General features: G+C 71.8%; 16 protein-coding genes. 9 read left to right on the top strand and 7 right to left on the bottom strand.

All coding sequences use genetic code 11. The features are described 5' to 3' along the window. Positions 1-25: 25 nt before the first annotated feature. Positions 26-1,528, top strand: coding sequence for a M1 family metallopeptidase (locus AC4OXY_RS40460; RefSeq protein WP_491992215.1), 1,503 nt, complete (start codon positions 26-28; stop codon positions 1,526-1,528). A 12-nt stretch (positions 1,529-1,540) separates the two neighbouring features. Here AC4OXY_RS40460 and AC4OXY_RS40455 read toward each other — a convergent pair whose 3' ends face one another. Both AC4OXY_RS40455 and AC4OXY_RS40450 read right to left on the bottom strand, forming a co-directional pair. After that, positions 1,541-2,488, bottom strand: coding sequence for an adenosine kinase (locus tag AC4OXY_RS40455; RefSeq protein ID WP_356028305.1), 948 nt, complete (start codon positions 2,486-2,488; stop codon positions 1,541-1,543). A 135-nt stretch (positions 2,489-2,623) separates the two neighbouring features. Next, positions 2,624-4,087, bottom strand: a complete 1,464-nt coding sequence (locus AC4OXY_RS40450; protein WP_362821742.1) for an amino acid permease — start codon at positions 4,085-4,087, stop codon at positions 2,624-2,626. A gap of 235 nt (positions 4,088-4,322) precedes the next feature. Between AC4OXY_RS40450 and AC4OXY_RS40445 the strand changes: the two genes are divergently transcribed. Continuing rightward, entirely contained in the window at positions 4,323-5,072 is a 750-nt protein-coding gene (locus AC4OXY_RS40445) for a MerR family transcriptional regulator (RefSeq protein ID WP_356028300.1), read from the top strand. A gap of 621 nt (positions 5,073-5,693) precedes the next feature. Here the strand turns inward: AC4OXY_RS40445 and AC4OXY_RS40440 are convergent. From AC4OXY_RS40440 to AC4OXY_RS40430, 3 genes are all read right to left on the bottom strand, one after another. Then, complete coding sequence (locus AC4OXY_RS40440; protein ID WP_491992214.1) at positions 5,694-7,865, bottom strand: 3-hydroxyacyl-CoA dehydrogenase NAD-binding domain-containing protein; 2,172 nt, start codon at positions 7,863-7,865, stop codon at positions 5,694-5,696. A 50-nt stretch (positions 7,866-7,915) separates the two neighbouring features. Then, positions 7,916-9,130, bottom strand: a complete 1,215-nt coding sequence (locus AC4OXY_RS40435; RefSeq protein ID WP_356028296.1) for an acetyl-CoA C-acetyltransferase — start codon at positions 9,128-9,130, stop codon at positions 7,916-7,918. A 64-nt stretch (positions 9,131-9,194) separates the two neighbouring features. Then, positions 9,195-10,331: a CaiB/BaiF CoA transferase family protein gene (locus AC4OXY_RS40430; RefSeq protein ID WP_376291332.1), complete on the bottom strand. Its 1,137-nt coding sequence runs from the start codon at positions 10,329-10,331 to the stop codon at positions 9,195-9,197. Positions 10,332-10,518: 187 nt separating this feature from the next. Between AC4OXY_RS40430 and AC4OXY_RS40425 the strand changes: the two genes are divergently transcribed. Beyond that, positions 10,519-11,724, top strand: coding sequence for a saccharopine dehydrogenase family protein (locus tag AC4OXY_RS40425; RefSeq protein ID WP_356028291.1), 1,206 nt, complete (start codon positions 10,519-10,521; stop codon positions 11,722-11,724). A gap of 118 nt (positions 11,725-11,842) precedes the next feature. Continuing rightward, positions 11,843-12,031 carry a hypothetical protein gene (locus AC4OXY_RS40420; protein ID WP_356028288.1) on the top strand — a complete coding sequence of 63 codons (189 nt, stop codon included), beginning with the start codon at positions 11,843-11,845 and terminating at the stop codon, positions 12,029-12,031. Here the strand turns inward: AC4OXY_RS40420 and AC4OXY_RS40415 are convergent. Beyond that, complete coding sequence (locus AC4OXY_RS40415; RefSeq protein ID WP_356028286.1) at positions 11,995-12,738, bottom strand: endonuclease V; 744 nt, start codon at positions 12,736-12,738, stop codon at positions 11,995-11,997. The two genes, AC4OXY_RS40420 and AC4OXY_RS40415, sit on opposite strands and share 37 nt — an antisense overlap. A gap of 60 nt (positions 12,739-12,798) precedes the next feature. Here AC4OXY_RS40415 and AC4OXY_RS40410 point away from each other — a divergent pair, with 60 nt between their 5' ends. Then, positions 12,799-13,095 carry a YciI family protein gene (locus AC4OXY_RS40410; RefSeq protein WP_491992213.1) on the top strand — a complete coding sequence of 99 codons (297 nt, stop codon included), beginning with the start codon at positions 12,799-12,801 and terminating at the stop codon, positions 13,093-13,095. A gap of 13 nt (positions 13,096-13,108) precedes the next feature. Here AC4OXY_RS40410 and AC4OXY_RS40405 read toward each other — a convergent pair whose 3' ends face one another. Beyond that, positions 13,109-14,218 (bottom strand): WD40/YVTN/BNR-like repeat-containing protein, encoded by a 1,110-nt coding sequence (locus AC4OXY_RS40405; RefSeq protein ID WP_356028282.1) that lies wholly within the window; start codon positions 14,216-14,218, stop codon positions 13,109-13,111. A 210-nt stretch (positions 14,219-14,428) separates the two neighbouring features. Between AC4OXY_RS40405 and ssgD the strand changes: the two genes are divergently transcribed. The 4 genes from ssgD (at position 14,429) to AC4OXY_RS40385 (ending at position 18,964) form a co-directional block, all read left to right on the top strand. After that, positions 14,429-14,845: a spore wall synthesis regulator SsgD gene (gene ssgD, locus AC4OXY_RS40400; RefSeq protein ID WP_356028279.1), complete on the top strand. Its 417-nt coding sequence runs from the start codon at positions 14,429-14,431 to the stop codon at positions 14,843-14,845. 331 nt (positions 14,846-15,176) lie between these two features. Then, complete coding sequence (locus AC4OXY_RS40395; protein WP_376291324.1) at positions 15,177-16,802, top strand: ABC-F family ATP-binding cassette domain-containing protein; 1,626 nt, start codon at positions 15,177-15,179, stop codon at positions 16,800-16,802. Positions 16,803-16,961: 159 nt separating this feature from the next. Further along, positions 16,962-17,738 carry a dimethylargininase gene (gene ddaH, locus AC4OXY_RS40390; protein ID WP_356028275.1) on the top strand — a complete coding sequence of 259 codons (777 nt, stop codon included), beginning with the start codon at positions 16,962-16,964 and terminating at the stop codon, positions 17,736-17,738. Between the two features lie 251 nt (positions 17,739-17,989). Further along, positions 17,990-18,964 carry an acyl-ACP desaturase gene (locus AC4OXY_RS40385; RefSeq protein ID WP_356028273.1) on the top strand — a complete coding sequence of 325 codons (975 nt, stop codon included), beginning with the start codon at positions 17,990-17,992 and terminating at the stop codon, positions 18,962-18,964. Positions 18,965-19,032: the final 68 nt, after the last annotated feature.

Here is a 19,032-nt window from a genome sequence, read left to right as displayed (position 1 = left end):
GCACTCCCGACGACTTGGAGCTGACGTGCACCGCAGAATCATCGCGCCGGGCGCACTGGCGGCGGCCTCCCTCCTGCTGGCGATCCCGGCATCGGCCGCGAGCTACACCCCCGGCGCACCGGGCATCGGCGACCCCTACTACCCGTACTACGGCAACGGCGGGTACGACGTCTCGCACTACGACCTCAGGCTGCAGTACCAGCCGAAGACGGACGAGTTGCAGGGCACGGCGACGATCCTGGCGAAGACCACCCAGGACCTGTCCAGCTTCGACCTGGACTTCCTGCTGGACGTCAGCGAGGTGCGGGTCAACGGCGCCAAGGCCGCCTTCACGCACGCCGAGCAGCACGAACTGGTCGTCACGCCGAAGACGCCGCTGGCCAAGGGCACCCCGATCACCGTCACCGTCCGCTACAGCGGGGTGCCGTCGACGAAGAGCGCGTACGGCTTCACCACCTGGCACCGCACGCCCGACGGCGCCGTGGCCGCCGACGAGCCCGAGGCCGCCTGGTGGTGGTTCCCGAGCAACGACCACCCGAGCGACAAGGCCACCTACGACGTGTCCGTGGCCGTGCCGGACGGCACCCAGGTCATCTCCAACGGCACGCTCCAGTCGACGGCTTCGAAGCTGGGCTGGACCCGCTACAGCTGGCGGCAGAACAAGCCGCAGGCGACGTATCTGGCCACACTCGCCATCGGCAGGTTCGACATCACCACCGGCACCTCCGACGGTGGCGTGCCGGTCATCAACGCCTACAGCAAGGACCTCGGCGACAACGACGGGGCCGCGCGGGCCAGCGTGGAGCGCACCGGGGAGCTGGTCGACTGGCTGAGCGGCTACTTCGGGCCGTATCCGTTCAGCACGGCCGGCGGTTACGTGCCGAACACCACGACCGGGTACGCGCTGGAGACCCAGAGCCGCGTCTACTACAGCCCGAAGCAGTTCGCCAAGGGGGCCAACGCCTCGGTGGTCGTGCACGAGCTGGCCCACCAGTGGTACGGCGACGACGTGTCGCTCAAGGACTGGAAGGACATCTGGCTCAACGAGGGCTTCGCGACGTACGCGCAGTGGCTGTGGTCCGAGCACGAGGGCGAGGGCACCACGCAGCAGCTCGCCGACTACGTGTACGCCTCGCATCCCGCCGACGACGCCTTCTGGACGGTCAAGCCCGGTGACCCGGGCGCGGACCACCAGTTCGACGACGCCGTCTACGACCGGGGCGCCCTCGCCATCCAGGCGCTGCGCAAGGAGATCGGCGACGACGCGTTCTTCCGCATCCTGAAGGGCTGGCCGCAGGAGCACGCGTACGGCAACGCCTCGGTGGCCGACTTCCAGCGCTACGCCGAGCAGGTGTCCGGCAAGCCGCTTGCCGCGCTGTTCGACACCTGGCTCTTCCAGCCGTCGAAGCCGGCCGCGCCCGCGGCGCGCGCCGCGTCGCTGGTGAAGGCGGACGCGACGGCTGTGACGGTGGCACAGCCGAGGTCGTGGCAGAGGATCGAGGCGGCGCACGGCGGCCACGGGAACTGATCCCGGGCCGCGTCAGGGTCTGGGCTCGGCCGCCGCCTTGAGCAACTGGTCCCGGCCCAGCGCCCCCGTGCGGGAGGCCGGGACCGTGCAGGCGTGGGCCCCCGCGAGCGCGCCGTAGCGCGCGCAGGTCTGCGGCGGCTCCCCGGCGAGGCGGCCGTAGAGGAACGCGGCGGCGAAGGCGTCGCCCGCGCCGTTGGAGTCGACCACCGGCGCGGGCGGCGTCTCGGCGGGCACGCGGGTCAGCTCGCCGTCGGCCAGCAGGTACGCGCCCTCGGCACCGGCGGTGGCGACGACGGTCCGGGCCCGGCCCCGCTCGGCGATGCGCCGCAGCGTCCGCTCGGGGTCGGCCAGGGCGGCAGCCGACAGGAAGACGACGTCGGCCGCGTACGCGAACGGCTCGTGGTACGGATTCTCGCCGTCCCAGTCGTGCAGATCCGTGGAGAGCGGCACGCCCGTCGCGGTCAGCACCGGCAGTGCCTCGGCGCAGGGCTGGGTGATGGTCACGTGGAGGTGCCGGCTCGCGGCGGCGAGCGCGCGCAGCGTCTCCTCCGGGAAGCGGTCGCCGGGGCGCGAACGGCTGGTGTCGTACAGGGACAGGCGGCGGCCGTCCGGGCCGACCAGGTTGACCGCGCGCCTGGTCCCGGCGGGCTGCGGGAGCGCGGTGAGCCCGATGCCGTGCTCGCGGTGCAGGGCGCGCACGAGGTCGCCCTCGGGGTCGTCGCCGAGCAGGTCGAGGTGGTGGGTGCGCAGGCCGAGGGCGGCGAGACCCACGGCGACGAAGTCGCCGGTCTGCCCGGCGCGGGTGCGGATCCCGGAGTCGATCATGTAACTGTCGGCGTACGGCAGCGGCAGCTCGGGGACGTGGACGATCGTGTCCACCCCGGCTCCGCCGAGCACCAGCACATCCGTCGTGCCGGTGTGCGTCGTCTCGGTCCGCGTCACGCCGGTCTGTGAGGTCATGCCCCGCCTCCCCGTGGTCGTACCGGGACCAGGTGCGGCGCCCTTGACCGACGGAACGGTGGCGTCACCCCGGACGAATGTGATCCCGGACATGACGCCACCGTAGGCGATGCCACTGACAGTGGCCCTGAGCTGCTACTTCGTCAGCTGCGAGAGTTCCGTCTCGGCGTTCGCGGACACCCGGCGGCGCACGCCGAACCAGCCGGCGACGAGCATGACGGCGATCACCGGGATCAGCAGGATCGTCTTCCGGCCGACGTCGGGGTCGTTCCACATCATGCCGAGGCAGATCAGCAGGAAGGCGATGGTGGCGATCTCGATGACCGGGCTGAACTTCAGCTGGAAGTGCGGCCGGGTCACGAGGCCGGCGCGGGCGCGGCGGACGAAGACCATGTGGCAGATCATGATGATCACCCAGGTGCTGATGATGCCGAGGGAGGCGACGTTCAGCACGATCTCGAAGGCCTGGCTGGGCACGAAGTAGTTCAGGCCGACGCCGAGCACGCAGACCCCGCAGGTCAGCAGGATGCCGCCGTAGGGGACCTGGCTGCGGCTCATCTTGGCGGTGAACTTGGGGGCCGAGCCCGCCATGGCCATCGAGCGCAGGATGCGGCCGGTGGAGTACAGGCCGGAGTTCAGCGAGGACATGGCGGCCGTCAGCACGACGAGGTTCATGACGTCACCGGCCGCCGGCACACCGATCTTGGACAGAACGGTCACGAACGGGCTCTCGTCGGCGGAGTACACCGAGCCGGGCAGCAGCAGCGCGAGCAGGACGACCGAGCCGACGTAGAACAGACCGACACGCCACATGATCGAGTTCACCGCGCGCGGGACGATCTTCTCCGGCTCGGCGGTCTCACCGGCGGCCACGCCGACCAGCTCCAGCGCGGCGTACGCGAAGATCACGCCCTGCATGACCAGGACGACCGGCATCAGGCCGTGCGGGAAGATGCCGCCGTGGTCGCTGATCACGCTCAGGCCGGGGGTGTGGCCGTCGACCTTGTGCTGGGTGGCGAGCAGGAAAATGCTGATCAGCATGAAGCCGACGATGGTGGCGACCTTGATGATCGCGAACCAGAACTCCATCTCGCCGAAGATCTTCACCGAGATCAGGTTCACGGCCAGGACCACCGCGAGGGCGATCAGCGCCAGCACCCACTGCGGGATCGAGGTGAAGAAGCTCCAGTAGTGCGTGTAGAGCGCGATCGCGGTGATGTCGGCGATGCCGGTGGTCGACCAGTTCAGGAAGTACATCCAGCCGGCGACGTAGGCGCCCTTCTCGCCGAGGAACTCGCGCGCGTACGACACGAAGGAGCCGGAGGACGGCCGGTACAGGACGAGCTCGCCGAGGGCGCGCACGACGAAGAAGGCGAAGACGCCGCAGACCAGGTAGGCCAGCGCCAGTGCCGGGCCGGCGTTGTGCAGTCGGCCACCGGCTCCCAGGAGGAGGCCGGTACCGATGGCACCGCCGATGGCGATCATGTTGATGTGGCGGGCCTTGAGGTCCTTGCTGTAACCGGCGTCGCCCGCGTCCGCGGGCTTCTGGGCCACCTGGGGGGCGGCGGCCTGTGCCGATTCCACGGCTTCCTTGCTCACGGGTGGTTCCACTTCCTGGTGCGCCCGGGCCTCGTGGGCCCGGGGGTCGTGCAGGTCGAGGCCCGCACCACCCTGTCGAGTTGCGGCACAGACCAAGGCAGCACCTTCCCAGAAAGATCCGCAGGTACGCGGTGGTCCACATCACAGAGCGTTACTTCTCACACGATCCACTCGGAGGACACGCGATGTTCACCACCGGTTTCACACTCCTGGTGAGACAGCGATACTGCTGCGCATGACGACCGACGCGACGACCGACACCGGGGAGCCGACCCTCACCATCGACGAGCTGGCCGCCCGCTCGGGTGTCACGGTCCGCACCGTCCGGTTCTACGGCAGCAAGGGGCTGCTCCCGCCGCCGGTGATCGGTCCGCGCCGGGTCGGGCGGTACGGGCCCGGGCACGTGGCGCGGCTGGCCCTCATCGAGGAGTTGCAGCAGCAGGGCATGACGCTGGCGGCGATCGAGCGGTACGTACGGCAGCTGCCCGCCGACCTCACCCCGCACGACCTCGCCATTCACCGCGCGGTGGTCGCGTCCTGGGCGCCGGACGCGGTGGACACGGTGGCCCGGCGGGAGCTGGAGCGGCGGGCCGGGCGGCCGCTGTCCGCCGAGGACGTGGAGCGGCTGGCGGCGATGAACGTCGTCCGCGAGACGGCGGACGGCACCTTCCGGGTCGATGCCGGGCTGCTCCGGCTCGGGGTGCAACTGCTCGACGTACCGCTCTCTCAGGAGGCGATCCTCGCGGCGCGCACGGTGCTGGTCGAGCACTCGCGCGCCGCGGCCCGCGAGCTGTCCCGGCTCTTCCGCGGCGAGGTGGCCGAGCGCGCCACCCGGGACGTGAAGTCCCTGTCGGCACACATGCACCCCCTGGTCGTACAGGCACTCCTGACGACGTTCCAGCGCTCCCTGCGGGAAGAACTGCGCGAATGGCTCAGCGTCTCGAATCCCACCACACCGAAGCCGACGGGACCGGAGCCGACCTGATCAGGGGCAGGCTGGTGGGGCCGGGCCTGGTCAGGGGCAGGCCTTGGTTGGGGGCAGCCCTGGTTGGGGGGAGGCTCGTCGGGGCAGGCCGGGTCGGGGCCTGGCTGAACGGGGCACGCCTGATCAAGGGCTGGCTGGTCGAGGCGGCCCTGGCGGGGGCGGGTGACCAGGTGCCCGGCCGATCATGATCCAGCCAACCGGAGCCCGGGCCACTGGAGCCGGGACACCGGAGCCCGTCTGGTTCCGCACCCGATCGGTCCGGGACCGGACGATCCGAGCCCACACAATCCGCGCGCCCAAGCGATCCGAGCCCAGACAATCCCGGACCAGACGATCTGGAGTCCGGCGGGCCGGGCCCCGGCCGATTCAAGCTCGGGCCAATCCGCGCTCGGGCCAATCCGTGCTCGGGCCAATCCGTGCTCCGGCCGATCCAGGCCCCGGGGCTCCGGCCGATCCAGACTCGGCGGACCGAGGCCCGGGCGGCTGGAGTCCAGGCGGTCGAAGTCCAGGCCACCGAAGTCCGGACCACCGGAATCCAGACAGCCGGAACCCAGGCCGCCGGAGTCCCGGCAGTCGGGACCCGGCCGCCCGTTGGGGCCGGGGTTCGGACCGCGGCGGGGGTCAGTCGGTGAAGCGTTGCCCCTTGTCCGCCTTTTCCACGAGCAGTGCGGGCGGGGTGAAGCGGTCGCCGTAGGTCTCGGCGAGTTCCCGCGCGCGGGTGACGAAGCCGGGCAGGCCCCCGTCGTAGCCGTTGATGTACTGGAGCACACCGCCGGTCCAGCCGGGGAAGCCGATGCCGAGGATGGAGCCGATGTTGGCGTCGGCGACCGAGGTCAGGACGCCCTCCTCCAGGAGCCGGACGGTGTCGAGCGCCTCGGCGAAGAGCATCCGCTCCTGCATGTCCCGGAACGGGATCTCGTGCCCGGGCTTCGTGAAGTGCTCGCGCAGGCCGGGCCACAGCCCCGCGCGCCCGCCGTCCTCGGTGTAGTCGTAGAAGCCGGCGCCGCCGCTGCGTCCGGGGCGGCCGAACTCGTCGACCATGCGGTCGATGACCGCCTCCGCCGGGTGCGCGGTCCAGGTGCCGCCGGACTCCTCCACGGCCCGCTTCGTCTCGTTCCGGATCTTGCGCGGCAGGGTGAGGGTCAGCTCGTCCATCAGCGAGAGCACCTTCGCGGGGTAGCCGGCCTGGGCGGCGGCCTGCTCGACGGAGGCGGGCTCGACGCCCTCGCCGACCATGGCGACGCCCTCGTTGATGAAGTGGCCGATCACCCGCGAGGTGAAGAAGCCACGCGAGTCGTTGACCACGATCGGTGTCTTGTTGATCTGCCGGACCAGGTCGAAGGCCCGGGCGAGGGCCTCGTCGCCGGTGCGCTCGCCCTTGATGATCTCGACCAGCGGCATCTTGTCGACCGGCGAGAAGAAGTGCAGCCCGATGAAGTCGGCCTGGCGCTCCACGCCCTCGGCGAGGGTGGTGATGGGCAGGGTGGAGGTGTTGGAGCAGAGCAGTGCGTCGGGTGCGACGACGGGCTCGATCTCCTGGAACACCTTGTGCTTGAGCGCGGTGTCCTCGAAGACGGCCTCGATCACCGCGTCGCAGCCCGCGAGGTCGGCCGCCTCGCCGGTCGGGGTGATCCGGGCGAGCAGCGCGTCCGCCTTCTCCTGGCTGGTACGGCCCTTGGCGACGGCCTTGGCGCACAGCTTCTCGGAGTAGGCCTTGCCCTTGGCGGCGGCCTCCGCCGAGACGTCCTTCAGGACGACGTCGATGCCCGCGCGGGCACAGGAGTAGGCGATGCCGGCGCCCATCATGCCGGCGCCGAGGACGGCGACCTTGCGGACCGTGCGGGACTCGACGCCCTTCGGGCGGTTGGCGCCGGAGTTGACGGCCTGGAGGTCGAAGAAGAACGCCTGGATCATGTTCTTCGCGGTCTGGCCGGTGACCAGTTCGGTGAAGTAGCGGGTCTCGATGGTGATCGCGGTCTCGAAGTCGACCTGGGAGCCCTCGACGGCGGCGGCCATGATGTTGCGCGGGGCCGGGTAGGGCGCGCCGGCCGTCTGCTTGCGCAGGTTGGCCGGGAAGGCGGGCAGGTTGGCGGCGAACTTCGGGTTCGCGGGGGTGCCGCCGGGGATCCGGTAGCCCGGGACGTCCCAGGGCTGGTGCGACTCGGGGTGCGCGTCGATGAAGGCGCGGGCCTTGGCCAGCATCTCCTCCGGGGTGGCGGCCACCTCGTGGACCAGGCCGTTCTCCTGGGCGCGGCGCGGGTTGTACTGCGTGCCCTGGAGCAGCACCTTCAGCAGGGCGTCCGTGATGCCCATCAGGCGCACGGTGCGGGTGACGCCGCCGCCCGCGGGCAGCAGGCCGAGGGTGACCTCGGGCAGGCCGATCTTGGAGCCGGGGGCGTCGAGGGCGATGCGGTGGTGGGAGGCGAGCGCGATCTCGTAACCGCCGCCGAGGGCCGCGCCGTTGATGGCGGCGACGACCGGCTTGCCGAGGGTCTCGATGCGGCGCAGCGCGTTCTTGATCTCGGTCGCGCTGTCGAAGACCTGCTGGGCGTCCTCGGGACCGGCCTTGATCATGTCCTTGAGATCGCCGCCCGCGAAGAAGGTCTTCTTGGCGGAGGTGTAGATGACGCCGCGGATGGAGTCCTTCTCGGCCTCCGCGCGGTCGGCGATCGCCGTGATGGAGGCGCGGAACGCCTGGTTCATGGTGTTCGCGGACTGGTTCGGGTCGTCCAGGACGAGGGTGACGACACCGGTGTCGTCCTGCTCCCAGCGGATGGTGGTGCTCTCGGTCATGACAGTCGTCTCCGTTGAAGTCGCTGAAGTCTCGTGGTTCCGCGGGGAGTTCAGATGCGCTCGACGACGGTGGCGATGCCCATGCCGCCGCCGACGCACAGGGTGGCGAGGCCGTAGCGCTTGTCCTGGCGCTCCAGTTCGTCCACGAGGCTGCCGAGGATCATCGCGCCGGTCGCGCCGAGCGGGTGGCCCAGCGCGATGGCGCCGCCGTTGACGTTGACCTTGTCGAGGGAGAGGCCCATGTCCTTGACGAAGCGCAGCACGACCGCGGCGAACGCCTCGTTGATCTCGACCAGGTCGATGTCGTCGATGGTGAGGCCGGCCTTGGCGAGCGCCTTGCGGGTGGCGGGGGCGGGACCGGTGAGCATGATGGTGGGCTCGGAGCCGGAGACGGCCGCGGAGACGATCCGCGCGCGCGGGGTGAGGCCGTAGCGCTCGCCGACCGCCTGGGAGCCGATGGCGACGAGCGAGGCGCCGTCCACGATGCCGGAGGAGTTGCCCGCGTGGTGGACGTGGTCGATCTTCTCCACCCAGTGGTACTTCTGGAGCGCGACGGCGTCGAAGCCGCCCAGTTCGCCGATGTCCGCGAACGACGGCTTGAGCTTCGCGAGGGAGTCGGCGGTGGTGCCGGGGCGCGGGTGCTCGTCGCGGTCGAGGACGACCAGGCCGCTGCGGTCCTTGACGGGGACCACGGAACGGTCGAAGCGGCCCTCCTTCCAGGCCGTGACCGCGCGCTCCTGGGACAGCGCCGCGTACTCGTCGACGTCGCGGCGTGAGAAGCCCTCGATGGTGGCGATGAGGTCGGCGCCGATGCCCTGGGGCACGAAGTTGACGGCGAGGTTGGTCATCGGGTCGTTGAACCAGGCGCCGCCGTCGGAGGCCATCGGCACGCGGGACATCGACTCCACGCCGCCCGCGAGGACCAGGTCCTCCCAGCCCGAACGGACCTTGGCGGCGGCCAGGTTGACGGCCTCCAGGCCCGAGGCACAGAAGCGGTTCTCCTGCACGCCCGCGACCGTGTCCGGCAGTCCGGCGGCGATCGCGGCGATCCGGGCGATGTCGGACCCCTGGTCGCCGACCGGTCCGACGACGCCGAGCACGATGTCGTCGACGGCGGCCGGGTCGAGTCCGGGGAAGCGGGCGCGGATCTCGTGGATGAGTCCGACGACCAGGTCGATGGGCTTCGTGCCGTGCAGGGCGCCGTTCGCCTTGCCGCGGCCGCGCGGGGTGCGGATCGCGTCGTACACGTACGCTTCGGTGCTCACTGATGTGCCTTTCGGAAAGGATGGGCCGAGCGGGGTCGGTCGCCGCCCGCGACCGGGTCGTCGTTCACGCGTCGTCGTGCGCCGTCGCCGGTATCCCCCATTCCCGCACCACCGTCCCCGTGTCCGCGCCGGGCAGGGCCGGGCCGGTACGGACGGTGGTGGGCGTCGCCGAGAACCGGGGGGCGGGGGCGGGCTGGGTGATGCCGCCGTGGTCGGTGAAGGTGCCGCGGGCGGCGAGGTGCGGGTGGTGCGGGGCCTCGCGCAGGGACAGCACGGGCGCCACGCACGCGTCCGTGTCCTCGAAGACGGCCGTCCACTCCTCGCGGGTGCGGGACTTGAAGCGGGCGGCGATCCGCTCGCGCAGTTCGCCCCAGCGGGTCCAGTCCTTGCGGGCGTCGGCCAGGTCCGCCAGGCCGAGCAGGCGCAGGAACTCCTCGTAGAACCGGCCCTCCAGGGCGCCGACGGCCATGTGCTTGCCGTCGGCGGTCTCGTAGGTGCCGTAGTAGGGGCAGCCGCCGTCGAGGAGGTTGGCGGCGCGCCGGTCCTGCCAGCCGCCGGCCGCGAGCATGCCGTGGATCATCGCCGACAGGTGGGCCGTGCCGTCGACGATGGCGGCGTCGACGACCTGTCCGGTGCCGGTCGCGCGCGCGTGGTGCAGGGCGGCGAGGACGCCGACCACCAGGTAGAGGGAGCCGCCCGCGTAGTCCCCGAGGAGGTTGGCGGGGACGGCCGGGGGCTCGTCCGGGCGGCCGATCATGCCGAGGGTGCCGGTGAGCGCGATGTAGGCCACGTCGTGGCCCGCGCGGTGGGCGAGCGGGCCGTCCTGGCCCCAGCCGGTCATCCGGCCGTAGACCAGGCGGGGGTTGCGGGCGTGGCACTGCTCGGGGCCGACGCCGAGCCGCTCGGCGACACCGGGGCGGTATCCCTCGACGAGGATGTCGGCCCGCTCGGCGAGGTCCAGCACGCGCGCGGGGCCGTCCGGGGCCTTCAGGTCGACCATGATCGAGCGCTTGTTGCGGTTCGTGACGTCGTACGCGGGGTCGATCGCGAGACCGGGGCCGCCCGGCCGGTCCACCCGGACGACGTCCGCGCCCAGGTCGGCCAGGAGCATGGCGGCGAACGGGCCCGGGCCGATGCCGGCCAGCTCGACCACGCGCACACCGGAGAGCGGGCCCTGCCCCGGCTTCGCTGCCGTCGTCATGGTCCAGCCCCCAAGCGTGTGTGACACAACTGATGTAACACCTGTGATGCTAAGAACGCGTTCCATCCGACACAAGACCTGAACGAGCAAGCGCTTAGCCAAGTGCCCGGCCGGTCGTCGGCGTGCGCACGACTCACGCTAGCCTCAGCCACCGACAGCGGCGCGGACCGCACGACCAAGGGGTGTCATGAGCAGGATGAAAAGGACGGATCGTCCCTACGACCTCGTGCTGTTCGGAGCCACCGGCTTCGTCGGCGCCCTCACCGCGGAGTACCTCGCCGCGCACGCGCCCAACGACCTGCGCTGGGCGGTCGCCGGCCGCGACGAGCGGAAGCTGGAGCGGCTGCGCGAACGGCTGCCCGGTGGAACGGACATCGGCGTACTGCGGGCCGACGTGGCCGAACCGGCCACGCTGCGTGCCCTCGCCGAGCACGCGCGCGTGGTGGCCACGACCGTCGGGCCCTACGTGCTGTACGGCCAGGAGCTGGTCGCCGCCTGTGCCGACACCGGTACCGACTATCTGGACCTGACCGGCGAGCCGGAGTTCATCGACCTGATGTACGTCCGGCACGACGCACGCGCGCGTGAGACGGGCGCCCGTCTGGTGCACGCCTGCGGCTTCGACTCCGTACCCCACGACCTGGGCGCGTACTTCACGGTCCGGCAGCTCCCGGAGGGGGTGCCGCTGCGGGTGGACGGGTACGTGAGCGCCGACGCGGCCTTCTCCGGCGGCACCCTGGCCTCGGCGCTGAACCAGATGGCCCGAGGCCGGCAGATGCTGGCCGCCGCGCGGGACCGGGGGCGGCACGAGCCGCGGCTGCCGGGGCGCCGGGTCACGGCGCCGGCGGGCGCGCCGCGCTTCGCCGGGGAGGTCGGCGCGTGGGCCCTGCCCCTGCCGACCGTCGACCCGCAGATCGTGCTCCGCTCGGCACGGGCGCTGGAGCGCTACGGCCCGGACTTCCGCTACCGGCACTACGCGGCGGTACGCCGTCTGCCGGTGGCCCTCGGCGGGATCGCCGCCGTCGGCGCGGTCGCGGCGGCGGCCCAGCTGCCGCCCGCGCGGCGCTGGTTGTCGGACCGGCTGAAGCCGGGCGAGGGGCCGAGCGCGGAGAAGCGGGCGAGGAGCCGGTTCTCGGTGCGTTTCGTCGGCGAGGGCGGCGGCCGACGGGTGTGCACGGAGGTCGCGGGCGGCGACCCCGGCTACGACGAGACGGCGAAGATGTTCGCCGAGGCGGCCCTGTGCCTGGCCTTCGACGACCTGCCGCCGACCGCCGGGCAGGTCACCACGGCACAGGCGATGGGCGACGCCCTCACCGGGCGGCTGTGTGCCGCCGGGATCACCTTCCGGGTGGCGGCCGCCGGACAGTCACTCGCTGCCGCCCCTGCAATTTGAGACTTTGCCGCGATGGTGCCCCACCCCTTGGCTCCCCCGCGTCCAAAAGTCTCACTGGGTCCCTCAATGACACGATGGAAGCCCGGACAGGCGGCAGCCGCAAGGAGGCGAGGAGAGCGTGAAGTTCGTGCTCGAAGTGACCGTGGACGAGGGCGCGTCGGCGCAGGACCGGGCCCGTGAACTGGGACGGATCCTGCGCTACTGGGGCGGCAATCTGCACCACTACGCCCTCGAACCGGGCGACGGCTCGGCCGTGTACGACTCGGCGTATCAGGAGGTCGGCGCCTGGCGCGTCGCCGGCTCCTGAACGTCGCCCGGCACCGCCCCCTGTGCCGCCTCCCGCAGCGCGAGGCGGCACAGGGCGTCCGCCCGGCGCGTGGTCTCGGGCAGCCGGTAGCGCGGGGTCAGGGCCAGCGTGTGGGCCACGGCGTTGTCCAGGCTCACCCGGTGGCCGACCGAGACGAAGACCGGTTTGACCCCGTCCCGGGTGCGCAGGGCGCGCCCGACCTCCTCGGTCCCCGCGAGCAGCGCGGCGGACGCGCCCCGCGCGGGGGCCGGTTCGTCGTACGTGAAGGTGAACGGGTTCTTGGCGACACCGACGACCGGCAGGCCGGTGAGCACGCCGAGATGGCTGGCGAGGCCGAAGCGGCGCGGATGGGCCAGACCGTAGCCGTCGCACACCACGAGGCCGGGCGGGCACGGCAGCCGGTCCAGGGCGGCCAGCACGGTGGGGATCTCCCGGAAGGCGAGCAGCCCGGGCACGTAGGGGAAGGACACCCGGCCCACGGCCGTCGCCTCGGCCACCACCTCCAGGGTGGCGGCGTCCAGTACGACGGCCGCCGCGGCGACGAGGTCGAGGTCGTCGTCGTAGGCGACGTCGACCCCGGTGACGTGGCCCCGCGCGGGCGGCGGTCCGGGCTCGTCCCGCACCACCCGCCCGCGCAACTCGTCCTGTACGGCGCGGGCCTCTTCCTCGGTCGCGGGCCAGCCCGCGGGTACGCCTACGGTCGTCATGGTGAGCAGAACTGTACGGCCCGGGGCCGGCTGTCGGACCCCGGGGGTAGCCTCGTGATCATGTTCGTACTGGAGCTGACCTACACCGCACCGCTCGACGCCGTCGACGCCCTGCTCCCCGACCATGTGGCCTGGCTGGAGGAGCAGTACGCCAAGGGCCTCTTCCTCGCCTCCGGGCGCAAGAACCCCCGGGACGGCGGGGTGATCCTGGCCGTCGCGCAGGACCGCGCCCTGATCGAGGCGGCCGTCGCGCGCGACCCGTTCGCCGTCGGCGGCGTGTGCACGTACAGCGTCACGGAGTTCACGGCCACGAAGACCGCCCCCGAGCTGGAGCCGTACCGCGAGACGCCCGGCTGACCCGGCACCGCGCTCAGCGCTCCAGCCGGGCCGCCCGGCCCTGTTCGCCGGCCGCCCAGCAACTCAGGTCGGGCGTGCAGGAGACGGTGTCGTACGAGCCGGTGTCGATGGTCCGCCAGGTGCGGCCGCCGTCGGTCGTCAGGTCGGTGCCGGTGGGGCCGACGGCGAGGGCGGCGCTGCGGCTGTACGGCAGCCAGGCGGCGCCGGAGCGGTAGTCCGGCGGGGGCGTGGCGGCCGGGGTCCAGGTGCGGCCCCCGTCGGCGGTGACGGCCGCGGCGTACGGCGAGGGCCGGCCGGGGCGGTAGTCGCCGCCGACGGCGAGGCCGTGGGTGCGGTCGCGGAACGCGAGCGCGAAGACGCCCTTGGCCGGATCGCCGGCCGGTACGGGTGCCTCGGCCGCCGTCCAGGTCAGTCCGCGGTCGGCGGAGTGCAGCACGCGCGCGTGGGCCCCGCCCCCGGTGGCCAGCCAGACGTCCTTGGCACCGGAGGTGACCAGGCACTGCCCGCTCGCGGCGAAGCCGGCCTCGCCGTCCAGGGCGGGCGGCATGCCCCCGGTGGGCAGTACCCGCCAGGAACGGCCGCCGTCGCTCGTGGACAGGATGCGGAACTTCCCGTCCACCGGGTCGCCCATGGCGAGGCCGTGGCGGCGGTCGAAGAAGGCCAGGCAGTCGTAGAAGGCGTTCGGGTCGGTGTTGCGGAACGACTCGGCCCAGGTCGTGCCGCCGTCGTCGGTGCGGTAGACACGGGAGGCCTCGCCCTCGCCGATGGCCAGCACCACCGCGTGCCGCGCGTCGAACGCCTCCACGTCCCGGAACTGAAGGTCGCCCGCCCCCGGCGGAGAGACGTTCCGCCAGCTCGATCCGCCGTCCGTGGTGCGCAGCACCGTGCCGCCGGTGCCCGCCAGCCAGGCGGTGTGCCGGTCGACGGCCGCGAGCCCCCGGAAGCGGACCTGCGGGGTCCCGGTGTCCTTCGCCGCCCAGTGCACTCCCCCGCCGCCCGGCCCAAGAGTCCGAGCCTCGGCCGCCGGGACGGTCAGCGCGGCCAGCGCCGCCCCGCACGCCACCCCCGCCGCCACCAGTCGGCCCGTCCGTCCCCTGCGTCGCGTGTTCCCCGAACGCCTCATGGCGGGCGAAGCTAGCCCACCGGACCGCCGCCGTCCAGGGGACCAACTGCCTCTCATCACGAGGCGAACGGCCGAAATCCGGCCAGGTGTGGACGCGGTGACCGAGGTCACTCGTGCTCCGTGTGCACGCATGGGCCGGATCGGACGTCTCTCCCAGTGCCAGGGGTCGCACACCCGGCCGTAGTCCAGCCGTCACGAGGGAGCAAGGCGTTGTCCACCGTCATCGAGCAGCCCGTAGAGGCCCGCCTCGTCGCCGCCGCACCGCGCATGCCGAGCATTCCCGCCACGCTGCGCTACGACCGCCGCGACCCGTTCGCCGTCGTCATGACCTTCCCGGCCCCGGCCACCCTGGAAGGCGTCGAGGTGCGCTGGACCTTCTCCCGCGAGCTGCTGGTCTCCGGGATGCAGGGCCCCGAGGGCCAGGGGGACGTCCGGGTCCGCCCGTACGGATACGACCGCACGGTGCTGGAGTTCCACGCCCCCGAGGGCACCGCGATCGTGCACGTGCGCTCGGGCGAGATCCGCCGTTTCCTGGCGGCGGCCGGTGAGCTGGTGCCGGTCGGCCTCGAACACCTGCAGCTCGACCTGGACCACGACCTGGCCGAACTGATGCGGGACGCCTGCTGACCACCACGCGCGCGTGAACGAGGGGTCGGGCCCTCGCACGCCCCGGGGCGGGGCCACCGCTGATTAATTGCGTTGACAGTCGCCTGCGCCCCTCCTAGCGTTTGCACCGGTCCTGTTGCCGTCGATTGGAGAAGGACGTTGCTCGTCTGAGGTCCTGAGGCACCGCGTCGCACCGGTGAGGTGTGCGCGGCGTACGACCTCGGCGTCCGAGCCGTCCTTGTGGCACAGGCCCTTTTTCATGGCCTCCTCGTGCCCCAGACCCTTCGGTTTCCGCCTCGCGGTGTCTCTAGATGCGTCCACCCGACCGCACGCACTTCATCGCGAGGCCTCCATGTCATCTTCCCTCACCTGCACGTCCCTGACCTTCGCCTGGCCCGACGGCACCGCCGTCCTCGACGGCCTCGACGTCGCCTTCGGCCCCGGCCGGACCGGGCTCGTCGGCGTCAACGGATCAGGCAAGTCGACCCTGTTGAAGCTGCTGGCCGGGGAGCTCACCCCGACCGACGGCAGCATCAGGGTGGCCGGCGAGGTCGGCCACCTCCCGCAGAACGTCACCCTCGACACCGCGCTCCGCGTCGACCAGGTCCTCGGCATCGCCGCCCAGCGGACCGCGTTGCACGCCATCGAGGCGGGCGACGTCGCCGAGGAGCACTTCGAGACGGTCGGCGACGACTGGGACGTCGAGGAACGCGCCCTGGTCACGCTCGGCGAACTCGGACTCGGCCACATCGGCCTGGACCGCACCGTCGGCGAGATCTCCGGGGGCGAGTCGGTGCTGCTGCGGCTGGCCGCGCTGCTGCTGCGCCGCCCCGACGTCCTGCTGCTGGACGAACCCACCAACAACCTCGACCTGTACGCGCGCCGCCGGCTGTACCAGGCCGTCGCCGCGTGGCCAGGCGTCCTGGTCGTGGTCAGTCACGACCGGGAACTGCTCGACCTGGTCGACCAGATCGCGGAGCTGCGCTCCGGCGAGGTCACCTGGTACGGCGGGAACTTCTCGGCCTACGAGGAGGCCCTCGCCGTGGAGCAGGAGGCCGCCGAGCGGATGGTGCGCGTGGCCGAGGCGGATCTGCGCAAGCAGAAACGCGAACTCGTGGAAGCGCACACGAAGCTGGCGAAGCGGGTGCGTTACGCCGACAAGATGTACGAGAACAAGCGCGAACCCAGGGTGGTGATGAAGCTCAGGAAACGCTCGGCCCAGGTCTCGGCGGGCAAGCACCGCATCATGCACGAGGAGCGGCTCACCGAGGCCCGGGAGCGGCTGGACGAGGCGGTGGAGGCGGTACGGGACGACGACGAGATCCGCGTCGACCTGCCGTACACGGCCGTACCGCCGGGCCGGCAGGTGCTCACCCTGGAGAACCTGGAGCCGGCCCACGGGGCGCGCGTCAAGGGGATCCTCGATCTGCGCGGCCCGGAGCGGATCGCGCTCGTCGGCCGCAACGGCGCCGGGAAGACGACGCTGTTGCGGACCGTGGCCGGGGAGCTGGCGCCGGTGGCGGGCGAGGCACGCGTGCACGTGCCGATGCGTTTCCTGCCCCAGCGGCTGGACGTGCTCGACGACACGCTGACCGTCGCCGAGAACGTGGCCCGGTTCGCGCCGGGCGCGACCAACAACCGGGTCCGGGCGCGGCTCGCCCGCTTCCTGTTCCGGGGCGCGCGGGCCGACCAGCAGGCGGCCACCCTGTCGGGCGGCGAGCGGTTCCGGGCGACGCTGGCGGCCCTGATGCTCGCCGAACCGGCACCCCAGCTGCTGCTGCTCGACGAGCCGACCAACAACCTCGACATGGCGAGCGTGCGGCAGCTGACGTCGGCCCTGGAGTCGTACGAGGGCGCCCTGCTCGTGGCCGGCCACGACATGCCGTTCCTCGCGTCGATCGGCATCACCCGCTGGCTGCTGATGGAGGAGGGAGAACTGAAGGAGATCACCCCCGAGGACATCGGGTACCCCGCCTGACGGCGGGGCCCGGTGCCCGGGTCCCGCGCGGCCCCGACGTCTCAGGAGGGGCACAGCCTGACAACGGGGGTTTTGCCCTGGCGGGAGGGGGCTGCATGATGCTGAAACCGGTCCCGCGATCGGCGCCGGAATCCGCACCACCGATTCGAAAGGCCCCTCGTGCCCAGCAAGAAGGCCCTCGTCCGCCGCCCCAGCCCCCGCCTCGCCGAAGGCCTGGTGACGCATATCGAGCGGGAGAAGGTCGACCTGGGGCTCGCCCTGGAACAGTGGGACGGCTACGTCGAGGCGCTGCGCACGCACGGCTGGGAGACCGTCGAGGTCGACCCGGAGGACGACTGCCCGGACTCGGTGTTCGTCGAGGACACCGTCGTCATGTACAAGAACGTGGCGTTGATCACCCGGCCGGGCGCCGAGTCCCGGCGCATCGAGACCGTCGGCGTCGAGGAGGCGGTGGCCCGGCTCGGCTGCTCGGTGAACTGGATATGGGAGCCGGGCACGCTGGACGGCGGTGACGTCCTCAAGGTCGGCGACACCGTCTACGTCGGCCGCGGCGGGCGCACCAACGCGGCCGGGGTGCAGCAACTGCGGGCCGCCTTCGAACCGCTGGGCGCGCGCGTGGTGGCCGTCCCCGTGAGCCGGGTGCTGCACCTGAAGTCGGCGGTGACCGCGCTGCCCGACGGCACGGTGATCGGCCACATCCCGAAGCTGGACCGCCCCTCGCTGTTCCCGGGCTTCCTGTCGGTGCCGGAGGAGTCCGGCTCGCACGTGGTACTGCTCGGCGGTCACAAGCTGCTCATGGCGGCGAGCGCCCCGAAGACGGCGGAGCTGCTGACCGATCTCGGCCACGAGGTCGTCACGGTGGACATCAGCGAGTTCGAGAAGCTGGAAGGCTGTGTGACCTGCCTCTCGGTACGCCTGCGGGAGTTGTACGCCTGAGCGGGTGAACCTCGGCACTCGAACGGCCCTGGGACCTGCGCCTCCCAGGGTCGTTTCGCATACCGGTGCGACCTGTGCACGACGTGTCGCATACCCGTGCCAGGGGTGCTGATCAGCGATCTTTACAGCGAACTTAACCTACGGCTTCGTAACCTACGGCTTCGTAGCCTACGATCTCGTAGGTTTCCCGGCCCCGCTCGCCGGACCGTCCCCCCGTACCCGCTCGCGCTCGGCGTCCCCCTGGAGTTCCCGTGACGATCACCTCCCCTCACCTCGGCAGCCCGTCCGCCTGGACCGACGCGCGGCTGCTGTACGCGCTGGAGGAAGTGGTCGAACAGGAACTGAACCGGCATCTGCAGGTCGCCAAGGACTGGATGCCGCACGAGTACGTGCCCTGGAGCGACGGCCGTAACTTCCCGGGCCTGTTCGAGGACGGCGAGGCCTGGGACAAGGAGCAGTCCAAGGTGACCGAGATCGGGCGGACCGCCCTCGTGGTCAACCTGCTCACCGAGGACAACCTGCCGAGCTACCACCACGAGATCGCCACGCTCTTCGGCCGCGACGGCGCCTGGGGCACCTGGGTGCACCGCTGGACGGCCGAGGAGGGCCGGCACGGCATCGTGATGCGCGACTATCTGCTCGCCTCGCGCGCGGTGGACCCGGACAAGCTGGAGCAGTTCCGCATGGCGCACATGAGCGAGGGCTTCGAGTCCGACAACGGGCACTCGATGCTGCACTCGATCGCCTACGTCGCCTTCCAGGAGCTGGCCACCCGGATCTCGCACCGCAACACCGGCCACCAGTCCGGCGACCCGGTCTGCGACCGCATGCTGGCCCGCATCGCGACCGACGAGAACCTGCACATGGTCTTCTACCGCAATTTGCTGAAGTCCGCCTTCGAGCTGGCGCCCGACCTGACCATGCAGGCGGTCCGGGACGTCGTGGTCAACTTCCGCATGCCCGGCCACGGCATCCCCGGCTTCGAGCGGGCCGCCGCGCAGATGGCCATCGGCGAGGTCTACAACATGCGCATCCACCACGACGACGTGCTCCAGCCGGTGCTGCGCTTCCTGAAGGTCATGGAGATCGACGGCCTCGGCCCCGAGGGCCGCCAGGCGCAGGAGGAACTGGGCCTGTTCATGGGCGGCCTGAACGCCGAGGCCACCAAGTTCGACGAGAAGCTGGCCGCGCGCAAGGCCCGGATGGCGGCGCGCGCAGCGGGCTGACGACCGCCGAACCGGAACGGCCGCCGTACCGGAACGGCCGCCGAACGCAACGGCCGCCGGCGACGAGG

It is taken from the genome of Streptomyces sp. HUAS MG56 (assembly GCF_058673395.1).
The sequence above is the reverse complement of the archived record's forward strand: the minus strand, read 5'-3'. Positions and strand labels throughout refer to the sequence as shown.

Coding starts and splice junctions, on each gene's coding strand:
- AC4OXY_RS40455 (WP_356028305.1), bottom strand. CDS start 2,488: ATGACCTCACAGACCGGCGTGACGCGGACCGAGACGACGCACACCGGC.
- AC4OXY_RS40445 (WP_356028300.1), top strand. CDS start 4,323: ATGACGACCGACGCGACGACCGACACCGGGGAGCCGACCCTCACCATC.
- AC4OXY_RS40440 (WP_491992214.1), bottom strand. CDS start 7,865: ATGACCGAGAGCACCACCATCCGCTGGGAGCAGGACGACACCGGTGTC.
- AC4OXY_RS40430 (WP_376291332.1), bottom strand. CDS start 10,331: ATGACGACGGCAGCGAAGCCGGGGCAGGGCCCGCTCTCCGGTGTGCGC.
- AC4OXY_RS40425 (WP_356028291.1), top strand. CDS start 10,519: ATGAGCAGGATGAAAAGGACGGATCGTCCCTACGACCTCGTGCTGTTC.
- AC4OXY_RS40415 (WP_356028286.1), bottom strand. CDS start 12,738: ATGACGACCGTAGGCGTACCCGCGGGCTGGCCCGCGACCGAGGAAGAG.
- AC4OXY_RS40410 (WP_491992213.1), top strand. CDS start 12,799: ATGTTCGTACTGGAGCTGACCTACACCGCACCGCTCGACGCCGTCGAC.
- AC4OXY_RS40405 (WP_356028282.1), bottom strand. CDS start 14,218: ATGAGGCGTTCGGGGAACACGCGACGCAGGGGACGGACGGGCCGACTG.
- AC4OXY_RS40395 (WP_376291324.1), top strand. CDS start 15,177: ATGTCATCTTCCCTCACCTGCACGTCCCTGACCTTCGCCTGGCCCGAC.